Annotated in this window: 17 protein-coding genes; 16 read left to right on the top strand and 1 reads right to left on the bottom strand. The window is 36.7% G+C overall.

Annotated features, from left to right (window positions below; genetic code table 11):
* Positions 1–29: 29 nt before the first annotated feature.
* The 11 genes from DSM106972_RS28740 to ylqF all read left to right on the top strand — a co-directional run bounded on the left by DSM106972_RS28740 (position 30) and on the right by ylqF (position 11,884).
* Positions 30–1,325, top strand: coding sequence for an O-antigen ligase family protein (locus DSM106972_RS28740; protein ID WP_127083901.1), 1,296 nt, complete (start codon positions 30–32; stop codon positions 1,323–1,325).
* A 47-nt stretch (positions 1,326–1,372) separates the two neighbouring features.
* Entirely contained in the window at positions 1,373–2,626 is a 1,254-nt protein-coding gene (locus tag DSM106972_RS28735; RefSeq protein WP_127083900.1) for a lipopolysaccharide biosynthesis protein, read from the top strand.
* A gap of 35 nt (positions 2,627–2,661) precedes the next feature.
* On the top strand, positions 2,662–3,651 hold the full coding sequence (locus DSM106972_RS28730) for a glycosyltransferase family 2 protein (protein WP_127083899.1): 990 nt from the start codon (positions 2,662–2,664) through the stop codon (positions 3,649–3,651).
* A gap of 60 nt (positions 3,652–3,711) precedes the next feature.
* Positions 3,712–4,632, top strand: a complete 921-nt coding sequence (locus DSM106972_RS28725; protein ID WP_233787685.1) for a glycosyltransferase family 2 protein — start codon at positions 3,712–3,714, stop codon at positions 4,630–4,632.
* Between the two features lie 139 nt (positions 4,633–4,771).
* Entirely contained in the window at positions 4,772–5,707 is a 936-nt protein-coding gene (locus DSM106972_RS28720) for a glycosyltransferase family 2 protein (RefSeq protein WP_127083897.1), read from the top strand.
* Positions 5,708–5,732: 25 nt separating this feature from the next.
* Positions 5,733–6,653 carry a glycosyltransferase family 2 protein gene (locus tag DSM106972_RS28715; RefSeq protein WP_127083896.1) on the top strand — a complete coding sequence of 307 codons (921 nt, stop codon included), beginning with the start codon at positions 5,733–5,735 and terminating at the stop codon, positions 6,651–6,653.
* Between the two features lie 58 nt (positions 6,654–6,711).
* The gene (locus DSM106972_RS28710; RefSeq protein ID WP_127083895.1) at positions 6,712–7,689 is read left to right on the top strand and encodes a glycosyltransferase family 2 protein; all 978 of its coding nucleotides are present in this window, start codon (positions 6,712–6,714) and stop codon (positions 7,687–7,689) included.
* Between the two features lie 251 nt (positions 7,690–7,940).
* Positions 7,941–8,768 carry a beta-1,6-N-acetylglucosaminyltransferase gene (locus DSM106972_RS28705; RefSeq protein WP_233787687.1) on the top strand — a complete coding sequence of 276 codons (828 nt, stop codon included), beginning with the start codon at positions 7,941–7,943 and terminating at the stop codon, positions 8,766–8,768.
* A gap of 179 nt (positions 8,769–8,947) precedes the next feature.
* Positions 8,948–9,754 (top strand): WecB/TagA/CpsF family glycosyltransferase, encoded by an 807-nt coding sequence (locus DSM106972_RS28700; RefSeq protein ID WP_127083893.1) that lies wholly within the window; start codon positions 8,948–8,950, stop codon positions 9,752–9,754.
* Between the two features lie 28 nt (positions 9,755–9,782).
* Entirely contained in the window at positions 9,783–10,931 is a 1,149-nt protein-coding gene (locus tag DSM106972_RS28695) for a family 10 glycosylhydrolase (RefSeq protein ID WP_127083892.1), read from the top strand.
* A gap of 56 nt (positions 10,932–10,987) precedes the next feature.
* The gene (gene ylqF / locus DSM106972_RS28690; RefSeq protein WP_019495609.1) at positions 10,988–11,884 is read left to right on the top strand and encodes a ribosome biogenesis GTPase YlqF; all 897 of its coding nucleotides are present in this window, start codon (positions 10,988–10,990) and stop codon (positions 11,882–11,884) included.
* Between the two features lie 31 nt (positions 11,885–11,915).
* On the opposite strand, the gene DSM106972_RS28685 is transcribed toward ylqF, so the two are convergent.
* Positions 11,916–13,415, bottom strand: coding sequence for a VanZ family protein (locus DSM106972_RS28685; protein ID WP_127083891.1), 1,500 nt, complete (start codon positions 13,413–13,415; stop codon positions 11,916–11,918).
* A 406-nt stretch (positions 13,416–13,821) separates the two neighbouring features.
* Between DSM106972_RS28685 and DSM106972_RS28680 the strand changes: the two genes are divergently transcribed.
* The 5 genes from DSM106972_RS28680 (at position 13,822) to DSM106972_RS28665 (ending at position 19,946) form a co-directional block, all read left to right on the top strand.
* Positions 13,822–15,432 (top strand): adenylate/guanylate cyclase domain-containing protein, encoded by a 1,611-nt coding sequence (locus DSM106972_RS28680; RefSeq protein ID WP_127083890.1) that lies wholly within the window; start codon positions 13,822–13,824, stop codon positions 15,430–15,432.
* A gap of 290 nt (positions 15,433–15,722) precedes the next feature.
* Positions 15,723–17,087 carry an NAD-dependent succinate-semialdehyde dehydrogenase gene (locus DSM106972_RS28675; RefSeq protein WP_127083889.1) on the top strand — a complete coding sequence of 455 codons (1,365 nt, stop codon included), beginning with the start codon at positions 15,723–15,725 and terminating at the stop codon, positions 17,085–17,087.
* A 32-nt stretch (positions 17,088–17,119) separates the two neighbouring features.
* A complete protein-coding gene (locus DSM106972_RS28670; protein WP_127084076.1) occupies positions 17,120–18,763 on the top strand; it encodes an acetolactate synthase large subunit in 1,644 nt (547 codons plus the stop codon).
* Positions 18,764–19,336: 573 nt separating this feature from the next.
* Positions 19,337–19,510 (top strand): hypothetical protein, encoded by a 174-nt coding sequence (locus DSM106972_RS52285; RefSeq protein ID WP_170213607.1) that lies wholly within the window; start codon positions 19,337–19,339, stop codon positions 19,508–19,510.
* Positions 19,494–19,946: a GNAT family N-acetyltransferase gene (locus DSM106972_RS28665; protein ID WP_186538820.1), complete on the top strand. Its 453-nt coding sequence runs from the start codon at positions 19,494–19,496 to the stop codon at positions 19,944–19,946. The genes DSM106972_RS52285 and DSM106972_RS28665 overlap by 17 nt, the downstream gene beginning before the upstream one ends.
* Positions 19,947–20,349 lie beyond the last annotated feature (403 nt).

Raw genomic sequence — 20,349 nt, 5'->3', positions numbered from 1 at the left:
ACTACTAATAAAGAGGTAATAAATTGGTTATGAAACCCCAGAACTTTGAAGAACGATTAATATGGTATCCAATGGTCGGTACTTATGTTCTATATGTTTCTGGTTTGCTGTACATTGTTAACTCAACAATTGCTTGGATACTACTTTTTTACTTATGTGTAAAACTTTGGTATCAAAAACCAGATACTCCTGCGGAAGAAAAAATAAAAATACCCTGGATTATATGGCTTTGGATTATCTGTATGCTTGTAATGGTAGTTGGTGGGTATATAGGTTCTATTAATTCTGGTCAGGACATTAGATCAATTATTCGAGGAGTACTAAACTGGACTAGAGAATGGGCATTATTTGCATTATTCCCGTTAGCTGGTTGCTGTCTCAAAATTCGTCCACAATTAATTTACCGAGCAGTTTGTATACTCTGCTTACAAAGTCTATTTGTTATACCAATTAGTGTTGGAGCTTACTTATTAAAAATTCCTAACTTAATCTACTCTTCACCGTTGGAAAGAATAACTCAAAATGGTCAAATGTATTTTGATGTAGTACTTTATTTTAAAGAAGCTGATTTTGGAGAAGGTTTTCGTCTGACTTTATTTGCACCTTGGTCTCCTGCATTAGCTTTACTAGCTGTAATGTATTTTTTCTTTGCACTTCAAGAAAAAACTCAAAAATGGCGATGGATAGGTATAATCGCAAGCCTTATTATAAGTTATTTAACAGCAGCTAGAACATCTATTGTTTGTTTTCCAACTGTAGCAATCTTGATGTGGTTATTTACTAACTTTTATCGTCCATACACACAAATTCTCTGTAGTGCTACCTGCTTTATATCAGGAATATCTTCGAGCTTTATTATTGGATTATATAGAGACTTTGAAGATAAATTTGTAAGTTCTAGACAAGGTTCTTCACGGGTAAGATCAGTTTTAACGAGAATGGCACTTGAGCGTTTTAAAGATGCTCCTATATGGGGTCATAGTCAGCCAGAAAAAGGTTTTGTTGGAACAGCAAATATGCCAATAGGTTCACACCATAACTGGGTTGGTTTACTATTTATAAAAGGATTAGTAGGTTTTTTCGCTTTTTTAATACCAATAACTAGCACTTTTTTATATCTATTAGTTATAGCCCAAAAAAGTGAAATTGCTAGAGCGGCATTAAGTTTTATACTAATATTAATGGTATTTTCCTTCGCTGAAAACTTAGATTTATTAGCTTATTTATATTACCCTGGATTAATTCTTATGGGAATTGCATTTCAAAGTCAACCAAAACACCTGACATTTAAATCTGAAAGTTTTCAAAGCGTCTATATGAATTAACAAAAGTATTGTTCACAAAGTCTTTAGCAATTACATTTATTTTTTTTATGTTACTTAGTAAATTCAAGCACAAGTTATCCGGTCAATATATACGGAATATTGGCTGGATGGGAGGAACAGAATTAGCAAATAGAATATTTCGTTTAGGAACAACCGTTGTTCTCGCACGTATTTTTAATTCATACGACTATGGATTAGTTGCGGTAGTTTTAACTACTAACGAAATTGCTAATGTTTTTACCTTAAGAGCAGGAATAGGTTCCAAGTTAATTCAAGCTACTGATGAAGAACTAGATATATTATGTGACACATCTTACTGGATGAATTGGATTTTATCTATTGCATTGATGATTATTCAGTGCTGTGTAGCTTTCCCTATAGCTTGGTTTTATGGAGATAATCGAGTTATATTACCAATTTGCGTTATTTCTATAAGTTATTTAATACTACCAATTTATTCAATTCAAGGAGCATTAATACTACGCGATAATAGATTTTCTGTTTCCGCATTATGTAACCTTTTACAATCGTTCTTTGGAAATTTTTTAACTATAGTGTTTGCTTTCCTCGGATTTGGAATGTGGGCTATAATTATACCAATTATTTTAACTAGTCCTATTTGGGCTATTGTTACTTTAAAAAATCATAAATGGAGACCACAAAAGTCTTTTACGTTATATCGTTGGAAAGAAATCGCAAGTTTCTCTTTTAATGTGTTAGGTGTTGAAGTATTGACTAAACTTCGAGCTAATTTAGATTATTTAATAATTGGACGTTTTTTAGGAATAGATATTTTAGGTATGTATTATTTTGCTTTCAATGCTGGAATTGGAATTAGTTTAAATGTAATTAACTCGCTAGTATGGTCATTATATCCTCATCTTTGTGAAGTAAGAGCAAATATATTAGAGCTACGGAAACGATATTTCAATAGTCTCAAAACAATGGCTTACATAATTATTCCTTTGGTTCTATTGCAATCGTTTTTAGCTCCTTTTTATGTCCCAATTATTTTTGGTCAAAAATGGCTAAATGCAATACCAATTTTGGTAGTTGTTTGTCTTTCTGCTATTCCAAGACCTTTTGGAGAAGCTGCTGGTCATTTGCTTAAAGCAATTGGCAAACCTAGGGTTGATTTATATTTTAATCTTTTGTTTACTGTTGTTTTTGTTCTTGGATTACTAATTGCTGTCAACTGGGGAATTTTTTGGGTCGCTGTATCTGTCTTAGTAACTCATATAGTTTTTATGTCAGGATTTGCAGTCTGGTCTAGTAAATATGTTTTCTACAAAAGAGTCTAAGTAATTAAACAATAATCAATTTAATTTCAATATATATGAACATTACAACCACACCAAAAGTCTCTGTTATTATTCCTGCTTACAATGCTGAGAAAACAATTAGAGAAACAATAAATTCAGTTCTAGAACAGACCTATTCTAATCTAGAATTAATTCTTATTAACGATGGTTCTACAGATGAAACATTAGAACTTATAAATGAAGTAAAAGATTCTCGGTTGCAAGTTTTTTCTTACCCAAATGGCGGTTTATCAATGGCTCGTAATAGAGGTATAACTCATGCGACAGGTGAGTATATTTCATTTATTGATGCAGATGACTTATGGACATATGATAAGTTAGAATTACAACTAGAAGCTTTTAAAAAGTCACCGGAAGCAGGTGTCGCATACAGTTGGACTATATGCGTAGATAATGCAGGAAAGCATTTTCATCAGGGTGTCAAAGCCAGTTTTGAAGGTAATGTTTATAAGCATTTGCTAGTCAATAATTTTATTGCTAGTGGCTCAAATGTATTAATACGTACTGAAGCAGTAAAATCAGTTGGTGAATTTGATATCACTCTTAAATCTTGTGAGGATTGGGATTACTGGTTAAGACTGGCACCTAACTGGAAATTCGTCGTTGTACCCAAACCACAAATCATCTATCGCTTGTCTTTAGGTGGTATGTCTAGCAAAGTTGATGTGATGGAAAAATATTTACTTTTAGTATTGGAAAGAGCCTTTATATCGGCGCCTCTAGAACTACAATACCTGAAAAGTCAAGGTATTTCTAATATATATCAATATACAAGTAAACTATATTTCAATCAAATCAATACTGAAAATGCAGTTCAAAAAGCAAGTATTAGATTATGGAAAGGTATTTGCTTAAATCCACTTAATCTATTGCGAAAGAATACTCAAGTATTAGTAGTTAAATTACTTTTAATATGGCTACTCACTCCTAAAAATGCTTCAAACATTATGAAATTTATTAGTAGTGTAAAAGCAATCAGCGACCCAAGATTAAGAAACTCTTAAAATTTATCACCGTATCACTACTATATCGAAATATCTATGAGCGTCACTATTAGCATTATCATGCCCGCATTCAATTCATCTAAGTACATAGCTACAACCATAGAATCTGTTTTAGCTCAGACCTTTAATGACTTTGAATTACTTATCATTGATGATGGTTCTACAGATAATACTTCTGAAATTGTGAACCATTACTGCAAACTAGATACTCGTATTACATTATTCTGCCAAAAAAACCAGGGAGTTTCTTATGCTAGGAATCAAGGTCTTCAAATTGCAAAAGGAGAATATATTGCTTTTTTAGATTCCGATGACCAATGGTTACCTAATAAATTGGAGGTACACATGCAGCATTTTGCAAAATCTTCAAATTTGGGTATTAGTTTTGGAAGAATAGAGTTTATGAGTTTTAATGGAAAACCTACTGGTAAATTATCAAATTCACAACTGTTCCAAATTACGCCCAAAGATTTGTATTATGAAAATTTAATAGTTACTCCATCTAATACCGTAGTTCGTCGTACTGTTATTGACAGCGTTGGAAATTTTGATTCAAACCTGAGTGGAACAGAAGACGCTGAATTATTCTTGCGAGTTGCATACAAAGGTTGGAAGGTTGAAGGAATCAATAAAGCTTTAGTACGCTATCGTACAAATCCAGCCGGTGTGTCATCAAATCTTTACCGTATGGAAGAAGATTGGAAAAAATTCAACGCTAAAGTTGAAACGTATGCTCCAGAGCTTGTTAATAAACATTATCAACGAGCAAGAGCTTTCTTCTTACGTTATTTGGCAAGGAGGACATTGCGTAATCAAATTTCTTCACATATGGGAGTTAATTTTATGAACCGTGCGTTAAAAACTGATTGGAAAATTATTTACAAAGAACCTCGAAGAACAATTTTAACGATGTTAGCTGTTTACATTAAAAATGTTATCTCAAATATTATTGTTTCAACTAACTATAGAATTCCTATTTGATTTTTGAACACCACGTAGGGTGGGCAGTGCCCACCTTACATATACTAGATTTTTTCAAAAAGAATTTAGGATTTCTATAGTATTATTGTTTACAGTTCAGGTGTGAGTAGCAAAATAATAGTAAATTGAATAATAAAAGATGCCAGAAATAACAGTAATTATTCCTGCTTACAATGCAGAAAAAACAATTTTAGAAACAATTAAATCTATTCAAGAGCAAACCTTCAGCAACTTTGAAATTATCGTCATCAACGATGGCTCGACCGATGACACTCAATTAGTCCTTGAAAAAATAAAAGAACCGCGATTAAAAATTATTTCATCCCAAAATGAAGGAGTATCAGCCGCTCGTAACAAAGGAATAAAAGCTGCACAAAGCGAATACATAGCATTTATAGATGCAGATGACCTATGGACAAACGATAAACTAGAACTTCAACTCGCTGCCATCAAAGCAAACCCCGATATTGGGGTAGTTTACAGTTGGACTTCACAAATGGATGAAACCGGAAAAAAGTTTCATTCCGGCGCCCGCGTATTTATAGAAGGAAACGTTTATCAAGATTTACTCATCGTAAACTTTTTAGAGAATGGTTCAACTCCCCTTATGCGTAAAGAATGTGTCGATGAAATAGGAGGATTCAACGTTAACTTAAAATATGGCGAAGACTGGGAATTTTACATTAGATTAGCTGCAAAATACAAGTTTGCTGTCATTCCTAAACAACAAGTTTTTTACCGTCAATCACCATCATCAGCAACATCAAAAGTTGCCGTCATGGAACAAAATCTTTTAATGACATTAGAAATTATCTACCAATCTGTGCCATCACATTTACAATACCTCAAAAATCAAACATTAGCAGCCTTATATCATTACCTAGCGGCAACATACTTTGCACATGTTAAAAACAGCAGTCATATTAATATAGTTGGTCAAAAGCTATGGACAGCGATATCTTTAAACCCAAAGTATCTTCTAGATACAGTTACAATATTCTACATTTTCAAATGGTCAATCATGAAATTGTTCACACCTCAAATTGTCAAAAAGCTTATATCTTTAAAGAACTAATTTCAATTTTTTAATAGTGCAAAAAATGAAAAAAGTTTCCATAATCATTCCCGTGTATAATGCGGAACAGTATATTGCGACAACAGTTGAATCTGTATTATTGCAAACCTATAAAAATATTGAGGTTTTGATTATTGACGATGGTTCTCCTGACCAGAGTATACAAATTTGTCAGCAATTTAATGATTCTAGAATTCAAATAATTCGACAGGAAAACCAAGGAGTCTCAGCAGCAAGAAATACAGGAATCAAAATGGCTCAAGGAGAATTTATTGCGTTTCTTGATGCAGATGATCTATGGTTGCCACAAAAGCTTGCAATTCATGTTCAACATTTAAGCGCAAACCCAACTCTTGGTATGAGCTTTGGAAGAGTTGAATTTATGAATTTTGATGGCACACCGACTGGACAGTATTCAAATCCTTGCTTTAAAGACCTTACCTCCAAAAAATTATATGAAGAGAATCCTGCTGTAACTCCATCAAATGCTGTAATTCGTCGAGTCGCTTTACAGCAAGTAGGAGGTTTTGATCTAGATTTAAGTGGATTTGCGGATGCTGAGTTGTTTTTACGAGTTTGCTGTCATGGTTGGCAAGTAGAAGGTATTGACAAAGTATTAGTACTTTACCGAACCAATTTAGGAGGAATGTCTTCCCAGCTTTACCGAATGGAAGAAGAATGGAGTCGAGTCAATTCCAAAGTACAAGCTTATGCACCTGAATTAGTGAAGACACATTATAACCATGCAAAAGCTTTACTTCTACGCTATTTAGCCAGAAGAACACTGCGTTTACACCTTTCGTCTGAAATTGGCATCAATTTTATGAATCGTGCGCTTCGTTCAGAATGGAAATTGATTTTTAAAGAACCTCGTAGAACTCTTTTAACTTTGCTCGCCGTATATTCAAGATATTTTATACCCAATTTGAATATGAGTAAATTATGAATTAATCACTAAATTACGAATTTTTGCAGCTATTAGAAGTTTACACAGGTTCCTTAAGATGAAAAAAGTATCGGTAATTATTCCCCTCTACAATGCTGAAAAATATATTGCAGCTACGATTGAGTCTGTACTAGCACAAACTTATAAGGATTTTGAAATTTTAATTATCGATGATGGTTCTCCAGACCGTAGCGTAGAAGTGTGTCAGCAGTTTACTGACCCAAGAATCAAGATTATCCATCAAGCGAATAGGGGATTACCAGGAGCTAGGAATACAGGTATTCGTCATGCTCAAGGAGATTATTTAGCTTTTTTAGATGCTGATGATATCTGGTTGCCCACCAAGCTGGAAAAACATGTCAATCATTTGGATAATTCACCAACTGTAGGAATTAGTTTTTGCTATTCCGCGTTTATTAATGAAGAAGGTAATCTTACAGGACTTTATCAGAAACCGCGAAAACTCTATGACATTACACCATCATATGTACTTTGTCGTAATCCTGTTGGTAATGGTTCAGCTGCCGTAATCAGACGTGAAGTATTTCAAGGTATTGAGTTTCAAGACGATGTGTATGGCATCGCCGAAAACTATTATTTTGATGAGCGTTTGCGTCGTGCTGAAGATATCGAATGTTGGTTACGAATCTCTATTCTGACTCACTGGCGCCACGAAGGAATTCCAGAAGTGTTGACTTTGTACCGGATAACTACGTCCGGACTCTCTGCAAACGCTTTACAACAACTAGAAGCATTAGAAACAGTAGTAGAAAAAACTCGTTCCTATGCTCCAGATATCATCGCGCACTGTGAAAAAGCTGCAAAGGCTTATCATATGCGTTATACAGTGCGTCGTCTAGTGAGCTTAGGTGACGGAATAACTGCCGCCAAACTATTTAACCTTGTTCTGATTAATCATTGGCACATTCTGTTAGAAGAACCAGGTAAGACTTTATTAACTGGTGTTGCAGCTTATCTGCTCTGGTTCTTAAACCCTCTAAAAGCCACTTTCCGTAAACCAGAATTATCAACTTGACCTTAGCCAGAAGCCGGGTTTTTATGCAAAATCTTTAAAAAAACCCGGTTTCTTTATATTAATATCTGATTTTCTTTACTTCCCTATTAATTTTTCATCAATCACAAGACGTTTAGAGTATGAAAATCTGTTTCTTAATTCAAACTTACAAAAACCCAGAGCAAATATATCGCCTTGTTCGCAATATCAAAAGTACTAGCCCGAACTCGATAATTATATTAAGTCACAATCCGGTTTCTTGTACTTTAGATATGTCTAGATTAAAAGAATATTCAGAAATTCATTTATTCAATGTAATAACAGGAAGAGGAGATTTTTCGATTTTAAGAGAATATCTATCAACTGTTAAGTGGATATTAAGTAATAATCTAGAGTTTGACTGGTTTGTGAATCTAACTGGACAAGATTATCCAACTCAACCTATTTCAGAGTTAGAAAACCTATTATCTAGAACTAGTTATGATGCTTACATACAATACTTTAAAGTATTTTCTAAAGAAGCTTTATGGAATATTCGACAAGGGTGTGATAGATACTTGTATAAATATTATACACTTTCAAAAATTTTACCTAAATGGTTTCTATCACTATTAAAACCATTAAAATTTTTGAATTACTTACAACCTGTTTTGCGAATTCATTTCTTTTATGGTTTGATGATAGGAAGCAGAGTTAAATCTCCATTTAATGATGAATTTATTTGTTATGGAGGTTCTTATTTTTGTATTCTGTCTAAAAAATGCCTTAAATATATACATGATTTTACTCAAAAGCATCCCGATCTTCTTGAGCATTATAAATATGTAATCAACCCTGAAGAATCTTTTATTCATACTGTACTAGTCAACAATCAACTGTTCAAGTTATCGAATGAATCTAAACATTACATAGATTTTTCTCAATCTCGTTATGGTAGCCCTGCAACCCTAACCAAGGATGATTATACTTTGATACAACAAAATAAATATTATTTTGCACGTAAATTTGATATGAACACTGATAGCACTATTTTAGACATTTTAGACCAAACAATGTTGGTAAAACTTAATATGATAACTCATTTTACCAAACAAAAGTAGAAATATGAACATTTTTTAAGCTCAAACAAATATGGGTGGGCATTTTTGCCCACCCCACAATCAATACACAAAGCTTAGAAATAAAGCCTGCTGATTGAACCCTTTAAAGTTCATAATGATTCGCTACTGCTCTCTGTCTTTTGCTTTCTCAAATAACTACTTAATTATATAATAAGGCAATGAATCGAGTTCAACTATTTAATTTGACTATTGATAACATAACAATGTATCAGTTACTCAAAAAACTAAAATTTGGTGGTATTGTATTTACTCCTAATGTAGACCATCTAATTAAGCTACAAAAAAACTTAGATTTTTATCATGCTTATCAAAAAGCAGATTACATAGTTTGCGATAGTAAAATTTTGATGTTCACATCTAAGTTTTTAGGTATACCCATTCGAGAAAAAATCTCAGGTTCAGATTTATTTCCAGCTTTCTATAATTATTATAGAGATGACGATGATATCAAAATATTTTTGTTAGGAGGAATTGGAGAAGTTGGATATACTGCCCAGCGTAATATCAACTCCAAGGTAGGGCGTAATATCGTTATTGAAACTTATTCCCCACCAATGGGATTTGAGAAAAACGAAGAAGAATGTCAAAATATAATAGAGTTAATTAATGACTCAGGAGCAACAGTTCTAGCAATTGGAGTAGGCGCCCCTAAGCAAGAAATGTGGATTTATAAGTATAGACATAAATTAAATAACATCAAAATTTTCTTAGCAATAGGCGCCACCATCAATTTTGAAGCAGGAACAATAACACGGGCGCCAAGGTGGATGAGTCAAGCTGGTCTAGAGTGGTTATATAGACTTTCCGCTGAACCCCAGCGACTCTGGAAGAGGTATTTGCTCGATGTGGCGCCATTCTTCTGGTTAGTTCTTAAACAAAAATTTAGATTCTATAAAAACCCTTGGTCAGCAGACCCGAATATTTCTGCTAATACTATTGCGGAATACGAGAGAGCCAGGTTGTAGTAACTATATATTGCTCTCTTTTGTAAATATGTCGCGCAAAAAAGAAAGTGGGTGTGGATGCGGGAGTATTCCAATCTCAGTAATTTTAGCTGCTCTTGGCGGTGGTTATTGGTGGTTTATTCATTTAGGCAATTTTAATCTCAGCAAATTCTTACCTAATAACCAGCAAATAACTGCTCCGACTTTGCTTCATGCGCCTATAGTGAATCATACAGTTACTACCCCTCTACCAAAGGCGCCGATTGTTTCAAATAGTACACCAAAAAGCACTCGACAAGCATTACCTCAAACAGCTTGGGATAAAAAAGTAATTAGAGGAATTTATTTAAGTAGATATCAAATAACGAATAATGCAGACGAGCAAACAATTCGTCAACGAGTTCGTAATTATCGCGCCCAAGGAATCAACACCATTATTCATGGAGTATGGGGTAATGGTTGTACAATGTATAATAGTGAAGTGACACAGCAAATTCTTGGTTATAAAAGTTGCCCCAACCAGTTTCAAGACCAATGGTTAAATTGGTTAATAGATGAAGCACATAAACAAAGAATGCAAGTTCACGCCTATTTTGAGAAAGGCATTAAAATAGATAAAAACAGCCCAATATTTGACTTAGCAATATCTAAAAAGTGGATTGTCCCTGGAGTCGATAGAACCTATGCAGGAATTGACCACTATGTATTAGATGTAGAAATTCCAGAAGTAGGTAATTTATTTAAAAGAACCTTAACAGAATTTGTTCAAAAATATCCCAACATAGATGCAGTCCAATGGGATGATTATTTAGGCTATCATGCAGAACTACCAGGTCAAGTAGACCGTACTGCTCATCTAACCAACTTTGTGCGGCAAATGATAACAGACATGAAAAAAGCTAATTCCAAAGTTAGTTTCGACATATGTCATCATAACCCTTATTGGGCGAAACGTTATTTTGCCGCTGATTGGAAAAATTGGGGTGTAGATAGAGTTTTTATTCAATCATATAACGATGCCAACTTTAACGAAGAATTAGACTACGCAGAAAATTACGCAGGAGTCGCAATTCTAGATAAACAATTAAATCGCTTAAAACAATTAGTTGACAACCCCAAAATCAAAAGCATTTTAGTATTCCCCCTAGAAGGCAAACCAGAACAAACCGCAACCGCAATCAAAAACACCACAAAGTAGTATTATAAATCTAGCTTAACTCCCAACTCCTAACTCCTAACTCCTAACTTAAATCAATGGGAATAACACAAAACTATAAATTAAATACTATCCAGTGGTACCCAGGTCACATAGCCAAAGCAGAAAAGCAACTAAAAGAGCAGCTAAAGCTTGTTGACGTGGTATTAGAGGTGCGTGATGCGCGTATCCCAGTATCTACCCATCACCCACAATTACAAGAATGGATAGGAAACAAATCCCGCGTTTTAGTAATCAACCGCTTCGACATGATTTTACCGCAAACGAAGCAAGCCTGGATAAACTGGTTTAAGCGACAAGGCGAAGTTCCCTACTATACCAATGCTCAACATGGGCAAGGTGTACCAGCTGTACTCAAAGCCGCTCAAGCAGAGGGTGTACAATTAAATGAACGTCGCAAAAGCAGAGGAATGCTACCACGTCCTGTCCGTGCGGTTGTAATTGGTTTTCCCAATGTTGGAAAATCGGCATTAATTAACCGTATATTAGGAAAGCGTGTAGTTGAAAGTGCCGCACGTCCTGGTGTAACACGTTCGCTACGCTGGGTCAGAATTTCTGATGAATTAGAATTACTCGATGCACCCGGAGTAATTCCTTTAAAACTACAAAATCAAGATGCTGCCGTCAAATTAGCGATTTGCGATGATATCGGTGATGCGTCGTATGATAATCAGTTAGTCGCTGCTGCTTTTCTTGATATAATTAGTTACTTAGAAGCAGTGGCGCCAGAACTACTACCAAAACAAGCATTAAACGAGCGTTATAAGCTAGACCCAACAGAGCATACAGGTGAAGGTTATCTTCATGCTCTAGCAGAACATCGTTACAAAGGAGATGTCGAACGTACCGCTCGTCAGCTACTCACAGACTATCGCAAAGGATTTTTAGGTCAAATACCCCTAGAAATACCCACTCAATTTAGCGGTGACGAATAACTTCGGTTGGGTATAACCCCAACCTTACTAATTAATTACTCAATATCAAAGTTCGTGCTTTAAACATCAATGCTGTACAAGCAGTAAAAAATACTCCCAGCATTAAATTCACCAAGCTAAAACTCTTATCACTAGCATGAATTAAAATGCTTTCAATTATCAAAGAAGGTAAAACGGCACCACAAATAAGTAGAATCAAATTAAACGCTTTGCGCTTAACCATAATAATCAACACTGTTAAATACAATCCTAACGGAATAAAAGTAATTGCATAGGCAAAAACTTTTAGATTATTAGGATACAGTTCTAACAAGTTAAACAAATAAACATTTTCTGGTTTATCTACATTTACCTGAATTTTACCCTTCGCATAACTAATAATTATACGACGTGGACTAGTATCAGAGAACACATTAGGCACCGACAAGTTAATATCCGAACCATTTTGTCCAGTTATAGGAGTTCGCAAACGCAGCGATAAATTAGTATTATCTTGACCAATAGTAAAATTTCGATGCATCGGGTCACCAGAAACAGAAATTATCCGTGCAGGTCCTTTCTGCAAAAGATTAGCAGACGCTACAGTAGTAATAATCGTAAACTCTGAAGTTTCACTAATTCTTTGATTAATTAATTTAACTGGTTCTTCTGTCTTTAACCAGCGACTCGAATCAACAGATATACCTTTTTGATTGCTGCTTGAACCGTTAGATACTTGTCCTTGCCATAATAAATCAGGTTGTTTCCCTGTAATATCACGATAGCTATCTTTCCCATCAAATTCATATTTTGCTAATATCGCATCATTTGTACTAGCTAAATAATTAGGGTTAGAGAAAACTTTTTCAATTTCGCTATCTGAAAAAGCCTTATCAGCAATAGCTATTTGCGATACACTTCCTTGCCAAGGCCTATCACCAGTTCGTTCATTACCAATCACCAAAGGGAAATTTGTGTTCCATTGGTTTAAACTAATATTGTTTTCCCAGGAAATACCAACAAAAAACGCCAAAATAATATATCCAGTCAAAAATCCTACAATACCAGCACGAGAATTACTAATGCGGCTATTTTGGATATAATCAAGCGTAGAACGGAATTGACGTGTGTCTAATATATAAAAACTAAGCAACCCAACAAAACTACCCAGCGTGTTATTAAAAATATCAGCAGGAGTAGGGTCTCGTGAAGGTAAAAACGATTGTAAAAATTCTACCGTAAAAGATAAACAGGCGCCAGTGGCAATCACAGCAAGTATTTGAATTAATGGCGAAACATTTTTTCTAAGTAAAATACTTGCAACACCGAAACCAAGCGGCATAAACAGTAAAATATTATTTACTTGATCATTAAAAAAACTCGTGTTGTCAAATCGCTCAAAAATGGCGCCAAGCGAAAAATTATCTGGTACTGAAAAATTAAACGGGTATAATGTTGCAATTGCGACTGCTGCAATACCAACAAACACCAACAATAAATCTGCTGGAAAACCCCAAATTAGTAATACGGAAGATGCTTTGTCTCGTTTCATTATTTATTAATATCTAGTCGCTAAAATATTTTGTCTATATAATATTGACTAAAAAAAGGTCAAGATAGAATAAAGCCGTTGTAAAGAATATGCAAAAATACTTATTTGTATTTGTATTTGTATAAAAAATAACCGTAAATGAGGCATCTCACCTGACCTACAGCACTCGCCTGACCTATGCCAATAAGCTATACTCTAGTTGAAATTACTCAGATTAAATTTTTTGTCTAAGCTATCCAGTACTTTTAACCTTGCGTTTCTGGAATTAGATTGCGAAAATATTATGTGCTTTATATTACTCATATCAAGGAGTGTGGGCTAAAAATGACTAATCAATTACCAAGCCAACAGGCTGCTGAGTTAAGATGCTAGCACAACTTTGCCCTGGATGGAGTTTTCGTCACCCATGACCCACCTGAAGCTACGACTCAAAGAGGGAAATACTGAAAAAACGGTAGAAGTGCATCAAGATGTGTTTACAATTGGTCGTCTACCGGAATGCGACTTATATTTACCGTTTGGCGGAATTTCTCGCTATCATGCTCGTTTAGTAAAAGCACCTGACGACACATGGACAGTTGAGGATTTGGGAAGCAAAAACGGGACACACGTTAATGATAAAATGATTACGGCACCACAACAATTCCATCATGGCGATGTAATATGGTTGGGAAACATCAGCCTGCTCGTTATTCTCAAAGATAATAATTTTCGTCTTCAGGCGCCGGGGTTCCCAGAAGCAGGAGAACAGCGAACTATCTTGCGAAACGTCAAGCAGTTACAAGAAAGCTGGATAGAAGCACAAGGAAACTCAGGTAGCGATAGTAACAAAGATAAAACAATTGCACGTCTTAAGGATTTAGTAAACATCGCGAAAAATCTCTCAGCAGCAGCGTCAATAGAAGAAATTTTTTTACAAGTGCAAGAAGTTGTATTTCGCTACTTAGACAGCATCGACCGTTTAGCCCTATTAATCGATGTTAAAGGCTGTGGCAAGCTAGAATTAATAAGTGCAGCAGTACGAATTTCTGCTAAAGAAAAAAAACTCTCAGCAGATGGCAGTTGGGTAAGTCGCAGTATTTGCCAAAAAGTATTTGAAGAAAAAATAGCGATTCAAATTGCTGACGCACAAAACGACGAAAGATTTGCAAGCGAACATAGCATATTAATGAACGATATACGCAGCGCAATGGCTGTACCTCTATGGGATGAAAATAAAGTAGTTGGCGTTTTATATGCAGACGCGCATCTTTCTTCATACCATTGGGAAGCAGAAGGAGAGCAAGAGTTAAGTTTTTTCTCAGCGCTAGCAAATATTGTAGCATCGAGCGTTCAACGTTGGTTGTTAGCAGAAAAACTCAAAAGCGAAGAAGTAATACGTCAGCGTTTAGAACGATATCATTCACCAGCAGTTGTTCAGCAATTAATCGAGGTTGGTGCTTTACCCGATGGACGTTTACCACCCAAAGAAAGCGAAATTAGCATTTTATTCGCCGATATCGTTGGATTTACAGCTATTTCCGAACGGATGACACCAACGCAAATTGCCGAAATGCTCAATAATTTATTTGAAGAAATGCTTCAAGAGGTTTTTGCCTACGGTGGCACTTTAGATAAATATATCGGTGATTGTATCATGGCTTTTTTCGGCGCCCCCGAACTACAGCCCGACCACGCAGAACGTGCGGTTGCTGCTGCACAAGGAATGTTAATTCGGTTAGAGAATCTAAATGCCAATAACTTCTGGCAAGAACCTTTACAATTACGAATAGCAATTAACAGTGGTAAAGCCGTTGTAGGTGATGTTGGCAGTTCACAACGGGTAGAATACACTGCATTAGGAGCAACAATTAATTTAGCATCACGTTTAGAAAGTGTATGTCCACCAGGTGAATGCGTCATAAGTGAAGCAACTTACCAACTTCTTAATTCCAATTCTTCATTTTACGAAATGGGTGAGTACCGCTTTAAAGGTATTGACCGTCTAGTAAAAGTATATCAAACAAGGATGCACTAATTTATAATTATATTAATTTCATCAGTATAAATACTGAATAAGTAAATACAAAAGTGATTGTTTTAAATATATATACTAATTAACATTGTAAATTTTAAATCTAAAATGCAATAAACCGGGTTTTTAAGCAAAATTGTCATTTTTATTGCAATCTAATAAAAAAAACCGGTTTCTATAGCAGACACTAAAATTATAATAGTGTTATACATAATTAATTTTTGCTCTTTACCATAATGGTTAAGTCAAAAATCAATGTTATCTATAGGTGTATTTAACGGGAGGTGTTTGTCATGGCAATAGCCACCATAAATCCCGCTACCGGGGAACTACTCAGGACTTTCGAGCCGCTCAATGATAGTGAAATAGGCGCCAAAATAGATTTGGCACAGCAGGTATTTTTGAAATATCGTCACACAAGTTTCGATACGCGCTCGCATTTACTCAATTCTTCAGCAGAAATTTTAGAACAAGACAAAGCTAAATTTGCAGCTTTGATGACTTTAGAAATGGGCAAAACTTATAAAAGTGCTATTGCTGAAGTCGAAAAATGTGCTCTAGTGTGTCGTTATTATGCCGAAACGGCACCGCAATTTCTAGCTGATAAAAGTGTCGAAACAGATGCGAGCGCTAGTTTTATTCGCTACCAGCCATTAGGTATTATTCTTGCTGTGATGCCGTGGAATTTCCCGTTTTGGCAAGTCTTTCGCTTTGCGGCACCAGCTTTAATGGCAGGTAATGTTGGTATATTAAAACATGCCTCAAACGTACCTCAGTGTGCCATAGCCATCGAAGAAATTTTCCAAAAAGCAGGGTTTGAAGCAGGTGTATTTCAAACTTTCCTCATCGGCGCCAACAAAGTCGCTGACATTATAACCGACGACCGCGTAAAAGCGGCAACCCTAACAGGTAGCGAGCCAGCAGGCGCCTCACTAGCAGCAACAGCAGGCAAAGAAATTAAAAAAGTCGTATTAGAACTAGGTGGAAGCGACCCATTTATAGTAATGGAGAGTGCAGACCTAGAGCTAGCAGCAACAACAGCCACAAGCGCGCGCATGTTAAACAACGGACAATCATGCATCGCAGCCAAACGATTTATAGTCACTGAAACAATAGCAGATAAATTTGAACAATTACTCCTACAAAAATTCCAAGCATTAAAAATCGGCGACCCCATGTCAACCGACACCGACATTGGCCCACTCGCGACACCAAACATCCTCCAAGATATAGACTCGCAAGTCAAAGCTGCCGTCAACAACGGTGCAAAAGTATTAACAGGTGGTAATCCTATCGATGACCGTCCTGGTAACTTTTATCCACCAACAATCTTAAAAATTTCCAAAGAAAACCCCATTGCCAAAGAAGAATTCTTTGGACCAGTAGCAATGTTGTTTCGAGTCAAAGATATCAACGCAGCTATTGAACTTGCCAATGATACACCCTTTGGCTTAGGCGCCAGTGCTTGGAGTAACGATGAAAGCGAGCAAAAACGTTTCATCAACGAAATCGAAGCAGGTTCAGTATTTATAAACGGCATGGTAAAATCAGACCCCCGCTTACCTTTCGGGGGCATTAAACATTCTGGTTACGGTCGCGAACTAAGTATCCAGGGGATACATGAGTTTGTAAATGTTAAAACAGTGTGGCAGAAATAATTAGAGAACAGGGGCAATAGATTATGAATACAATGAATACAGCAGAATTATTAGTAAAATGTTTGGAAAACGAAGGCGTACAGTACGTATTCGGTCTTCCTGGAGAAGAAAATTTACACGTACTCGAAGCACTTAAAAATTCTTCGATTCAATTCATTACTACCCGTCATGAACAAGGTGCAGCCTTCATGGCTGACGTATACGGGCGCCTAACCGGCAAAGCAGGCGTGTGTCTTTCTACACTTGGTCCCGGTGCAACCAACTTAATGACAGGTGTTGCCGACGCTAACTTAGATGGGGCGCCGTTAGTAGCAATAACCGGACAAGTTGGTACTGACAGAATGCACATAGAATCGCACCAGTACTTAGACTTAGTAGCAATGTTTGCCCCAGTCACCAAATGGAGTAAACAAATAGTTCGACCAAGCATCACACCCGAACTAGTACGTAAAGCGTTCAAAAAATCGCAAAGCGAAAAACCTGGTGCAGTGCATATCGACTTACCCGAAAACATCGCAGCGATGCCAGTAGAAGGTGAACCCTTACGCATCGACAAACCCGATAGAACTTTTGCTTCTTTTGCTAGTATCCGCGCAGCAGCAGCAGCAATATCTCAAGCAGTAAACCCAATTATTTTAGTAGGAAACGGAGCAATCCGCGCGTTAGCGAGTGATGCAGTAACACAATTTGCCACTCAACTAAATATCCCTACAGCCAATACATTCATGGGTAAAGGTGTAATACCTTATACTCATCCATTAGCATTATGGGCAGTTGGGTTACAGCAACGCGACTTTGTAAGCTGCGGTTTTGATAACACAGACCTAGTAATTTGCATTGGTTACGACTTAATCGAATTCTCACCCAAAAAATGGAATCCCAACGGTAAGATACCCATCATACATATAGGCGCCAACTCAGCAGAAATAGACAGCAGTTATATACCAACAGTTGAAGTAGTTGGTGACATATCAGACTCATTAAACGAAATATTAAAAGTAGCCGACAGACACGGCAAAGCAAAACCCTACTCACTCACCCTACGTGACAACATCCGCGAAGACTACGAACAATATGCATCCGATGACGGTTTCCCAATAAAACCGCAAAAATTAATTTACGACATGCGGCAAGTAATGGGGCCAGAAGACATCGTAATATCAGACGTAGGCGCCCACAAAATGTGGATAGCCCGTCACTATCATGCCCACAGTCCCAACACCTGTATAATATCTAACGGCTTCGCAGCAATGGGTATAGCCATACCAGGCGCCCTAGCAGCCAAACTAGTACATCCTAACCGCAAAGTCATCGCAGCCACAGGAGACGGAGGGTTCATGATGAACTGTCAAGAACTAGAAACCGCACTGCGAGTAGGCACACCATTTGTAACCTTAATATTCAACGACGGAGGTTACGGACTAATCGAATGGAAACAAGAAAACCACTTCGGTAAAGGTCGCTCATCCTTCGTCCACTTCGGCAACCCCGACTTCGTAAAATTCGCCGAAAGCATGGGATTAAAAGGCTACAGAGTCACATCCGCTACCGACTTTATACCCGTCCTCAAAGAAGCACTAGCCCAAGACGTACCCGCAGTAATAGACTGCCCAGTAGACTACCGCGAAAACGCACGCTTCTCCCAAAAAGCCGGCGACCTAACATGTAACGTCTAACAGCAACATCACAATTAACAATTAACAATCTTGTGGAGCATGCATCCCTGCCTGCCTCAACACAAGAAAAAGTTAAGCGCGAATAAATCAGAAATTAAGCGCGAAAAGTTAAGCAATGAAAAACACTCTTTTCTCGCTTTTGACTCTCGGTGTCCTTTAGGAGCAGAGATTCACGGCTCATTTCAGTCTATCTTGTGCCGTATCCCAGATTCAGGGACTTGCCTTGTATTTTGGGTTCCCAGGCTCAACACGTTTGCTCAAAATTGAGCGTGCTGATGTCTCCTCAAGGTTTTATGCCTTCGGCACGCTTCGCGAACAGGCGTCTACTTTCCCTCAGTCCAGGGGTAGGTTTTAACGTCTTGTACTGACTATAAAATCTTACCACAGAATTAAAAAAAAATATGAAGCTTTAAAAGGCTTCATACAGCTTTCATCCCTGCCTTAAAAGGACAGGGTTTTCAGCATTTCTTTTATAAAAACTAGAACTATTAAAGGCACCTGTAAATTTATATTTGTTAGCATTATAACCATTTACAAAACTGTTATACTAGAAAAAGTGTATATCAAGCTTATATGGATTATCCTCTTGGTACTGTATCTCAACGGGTAACTGGTGATGAAGCTAGAAAAATAGCTCATGCGATTATGTCAGGTGGCTATGTAGCAAATGAAACAGCTATTGCTTTATCAAAAAAGATTGCCGAGCGTCGTCGTCAGAAACAAGCAGCTAATGGCAGCCAGCAGTAAATTTGCCGGAGTTGACTTCTCTCAGATTGATGTCGAAAAGCTAACCCCTGATTTGGATGTTCCTGGTCAGGGTTTTAGGTGTTTGCGAGGTGAGTTTGTAACCTACTGGCGACAGGGACGAGTACAACGTGAAGTAAATGCTTTAATTAGCCAGTGTTGGATTATTCGTGTTGGTGATGCGCTAGCTGGATATATAACTTTACTGGCAGATAAGCTAGAAGTTGACGAGCAAATCTTGATTCAAGAAGGCGTGCAGTATCAAACTTTCCCAGCGATAAAAATAGGCTTGTTAGCTGCTGACCAAAGGGCAAAAGGAGTTGGTCGCTGCTTAGTAGAATGGGCACTGGAGTACGTTGCAACAGAAATCGCTCCTATTGTTGGCGTAAGATTCATAACTGTAGATGCTCTTAAGGTGAACGTGACCCAAACAAATTAGAACACTAGTATTGGGCATATTCATATGAGGTTTCAGAAAACGGCGAATGGAAAGGACGCTCGTTGTCAATACCCAGGAATAAAGTAACGGCAGTACAGGCAATGATTAACAGTCATAAAACGGTAAGTGAAATTAAATCATTTATAGAAAGCAAGTCTTAGAAATCATACACTTGCTACAAAGGCGCCGCTTCTTATCACAAGGTTAGTTTCGTTCTAATCGTGGGTATCCTAACTGTATGGAATAATGATTTTAAGTTAAAACTTATACAGGAATATATGCCAACATACTGTCGCGACCAAGCTAGAGAAGAATTGACATTAATAACATTAATTTCGATAAAGTTGCTCTGCCCAGGTTTAGTTTCTACATATTTCTGGGAATACTAAGCATAGCGAAAATA

The sequence above is a fragment of the Dulcicalothrix desertica PCC 7102 genome (genome assembly GCF_003991905.1).
Taxonomy (GTDB): Bacteria; Cyanobacteriota; Cyanobacteriia; order Cyanobacteriales; family Nostocaceae; genus Dulcicalothrix; species Dulcicalothrix desertica.
This window is presented reverse-complemented; position numbering and strand designations above follow the sequence as displayed.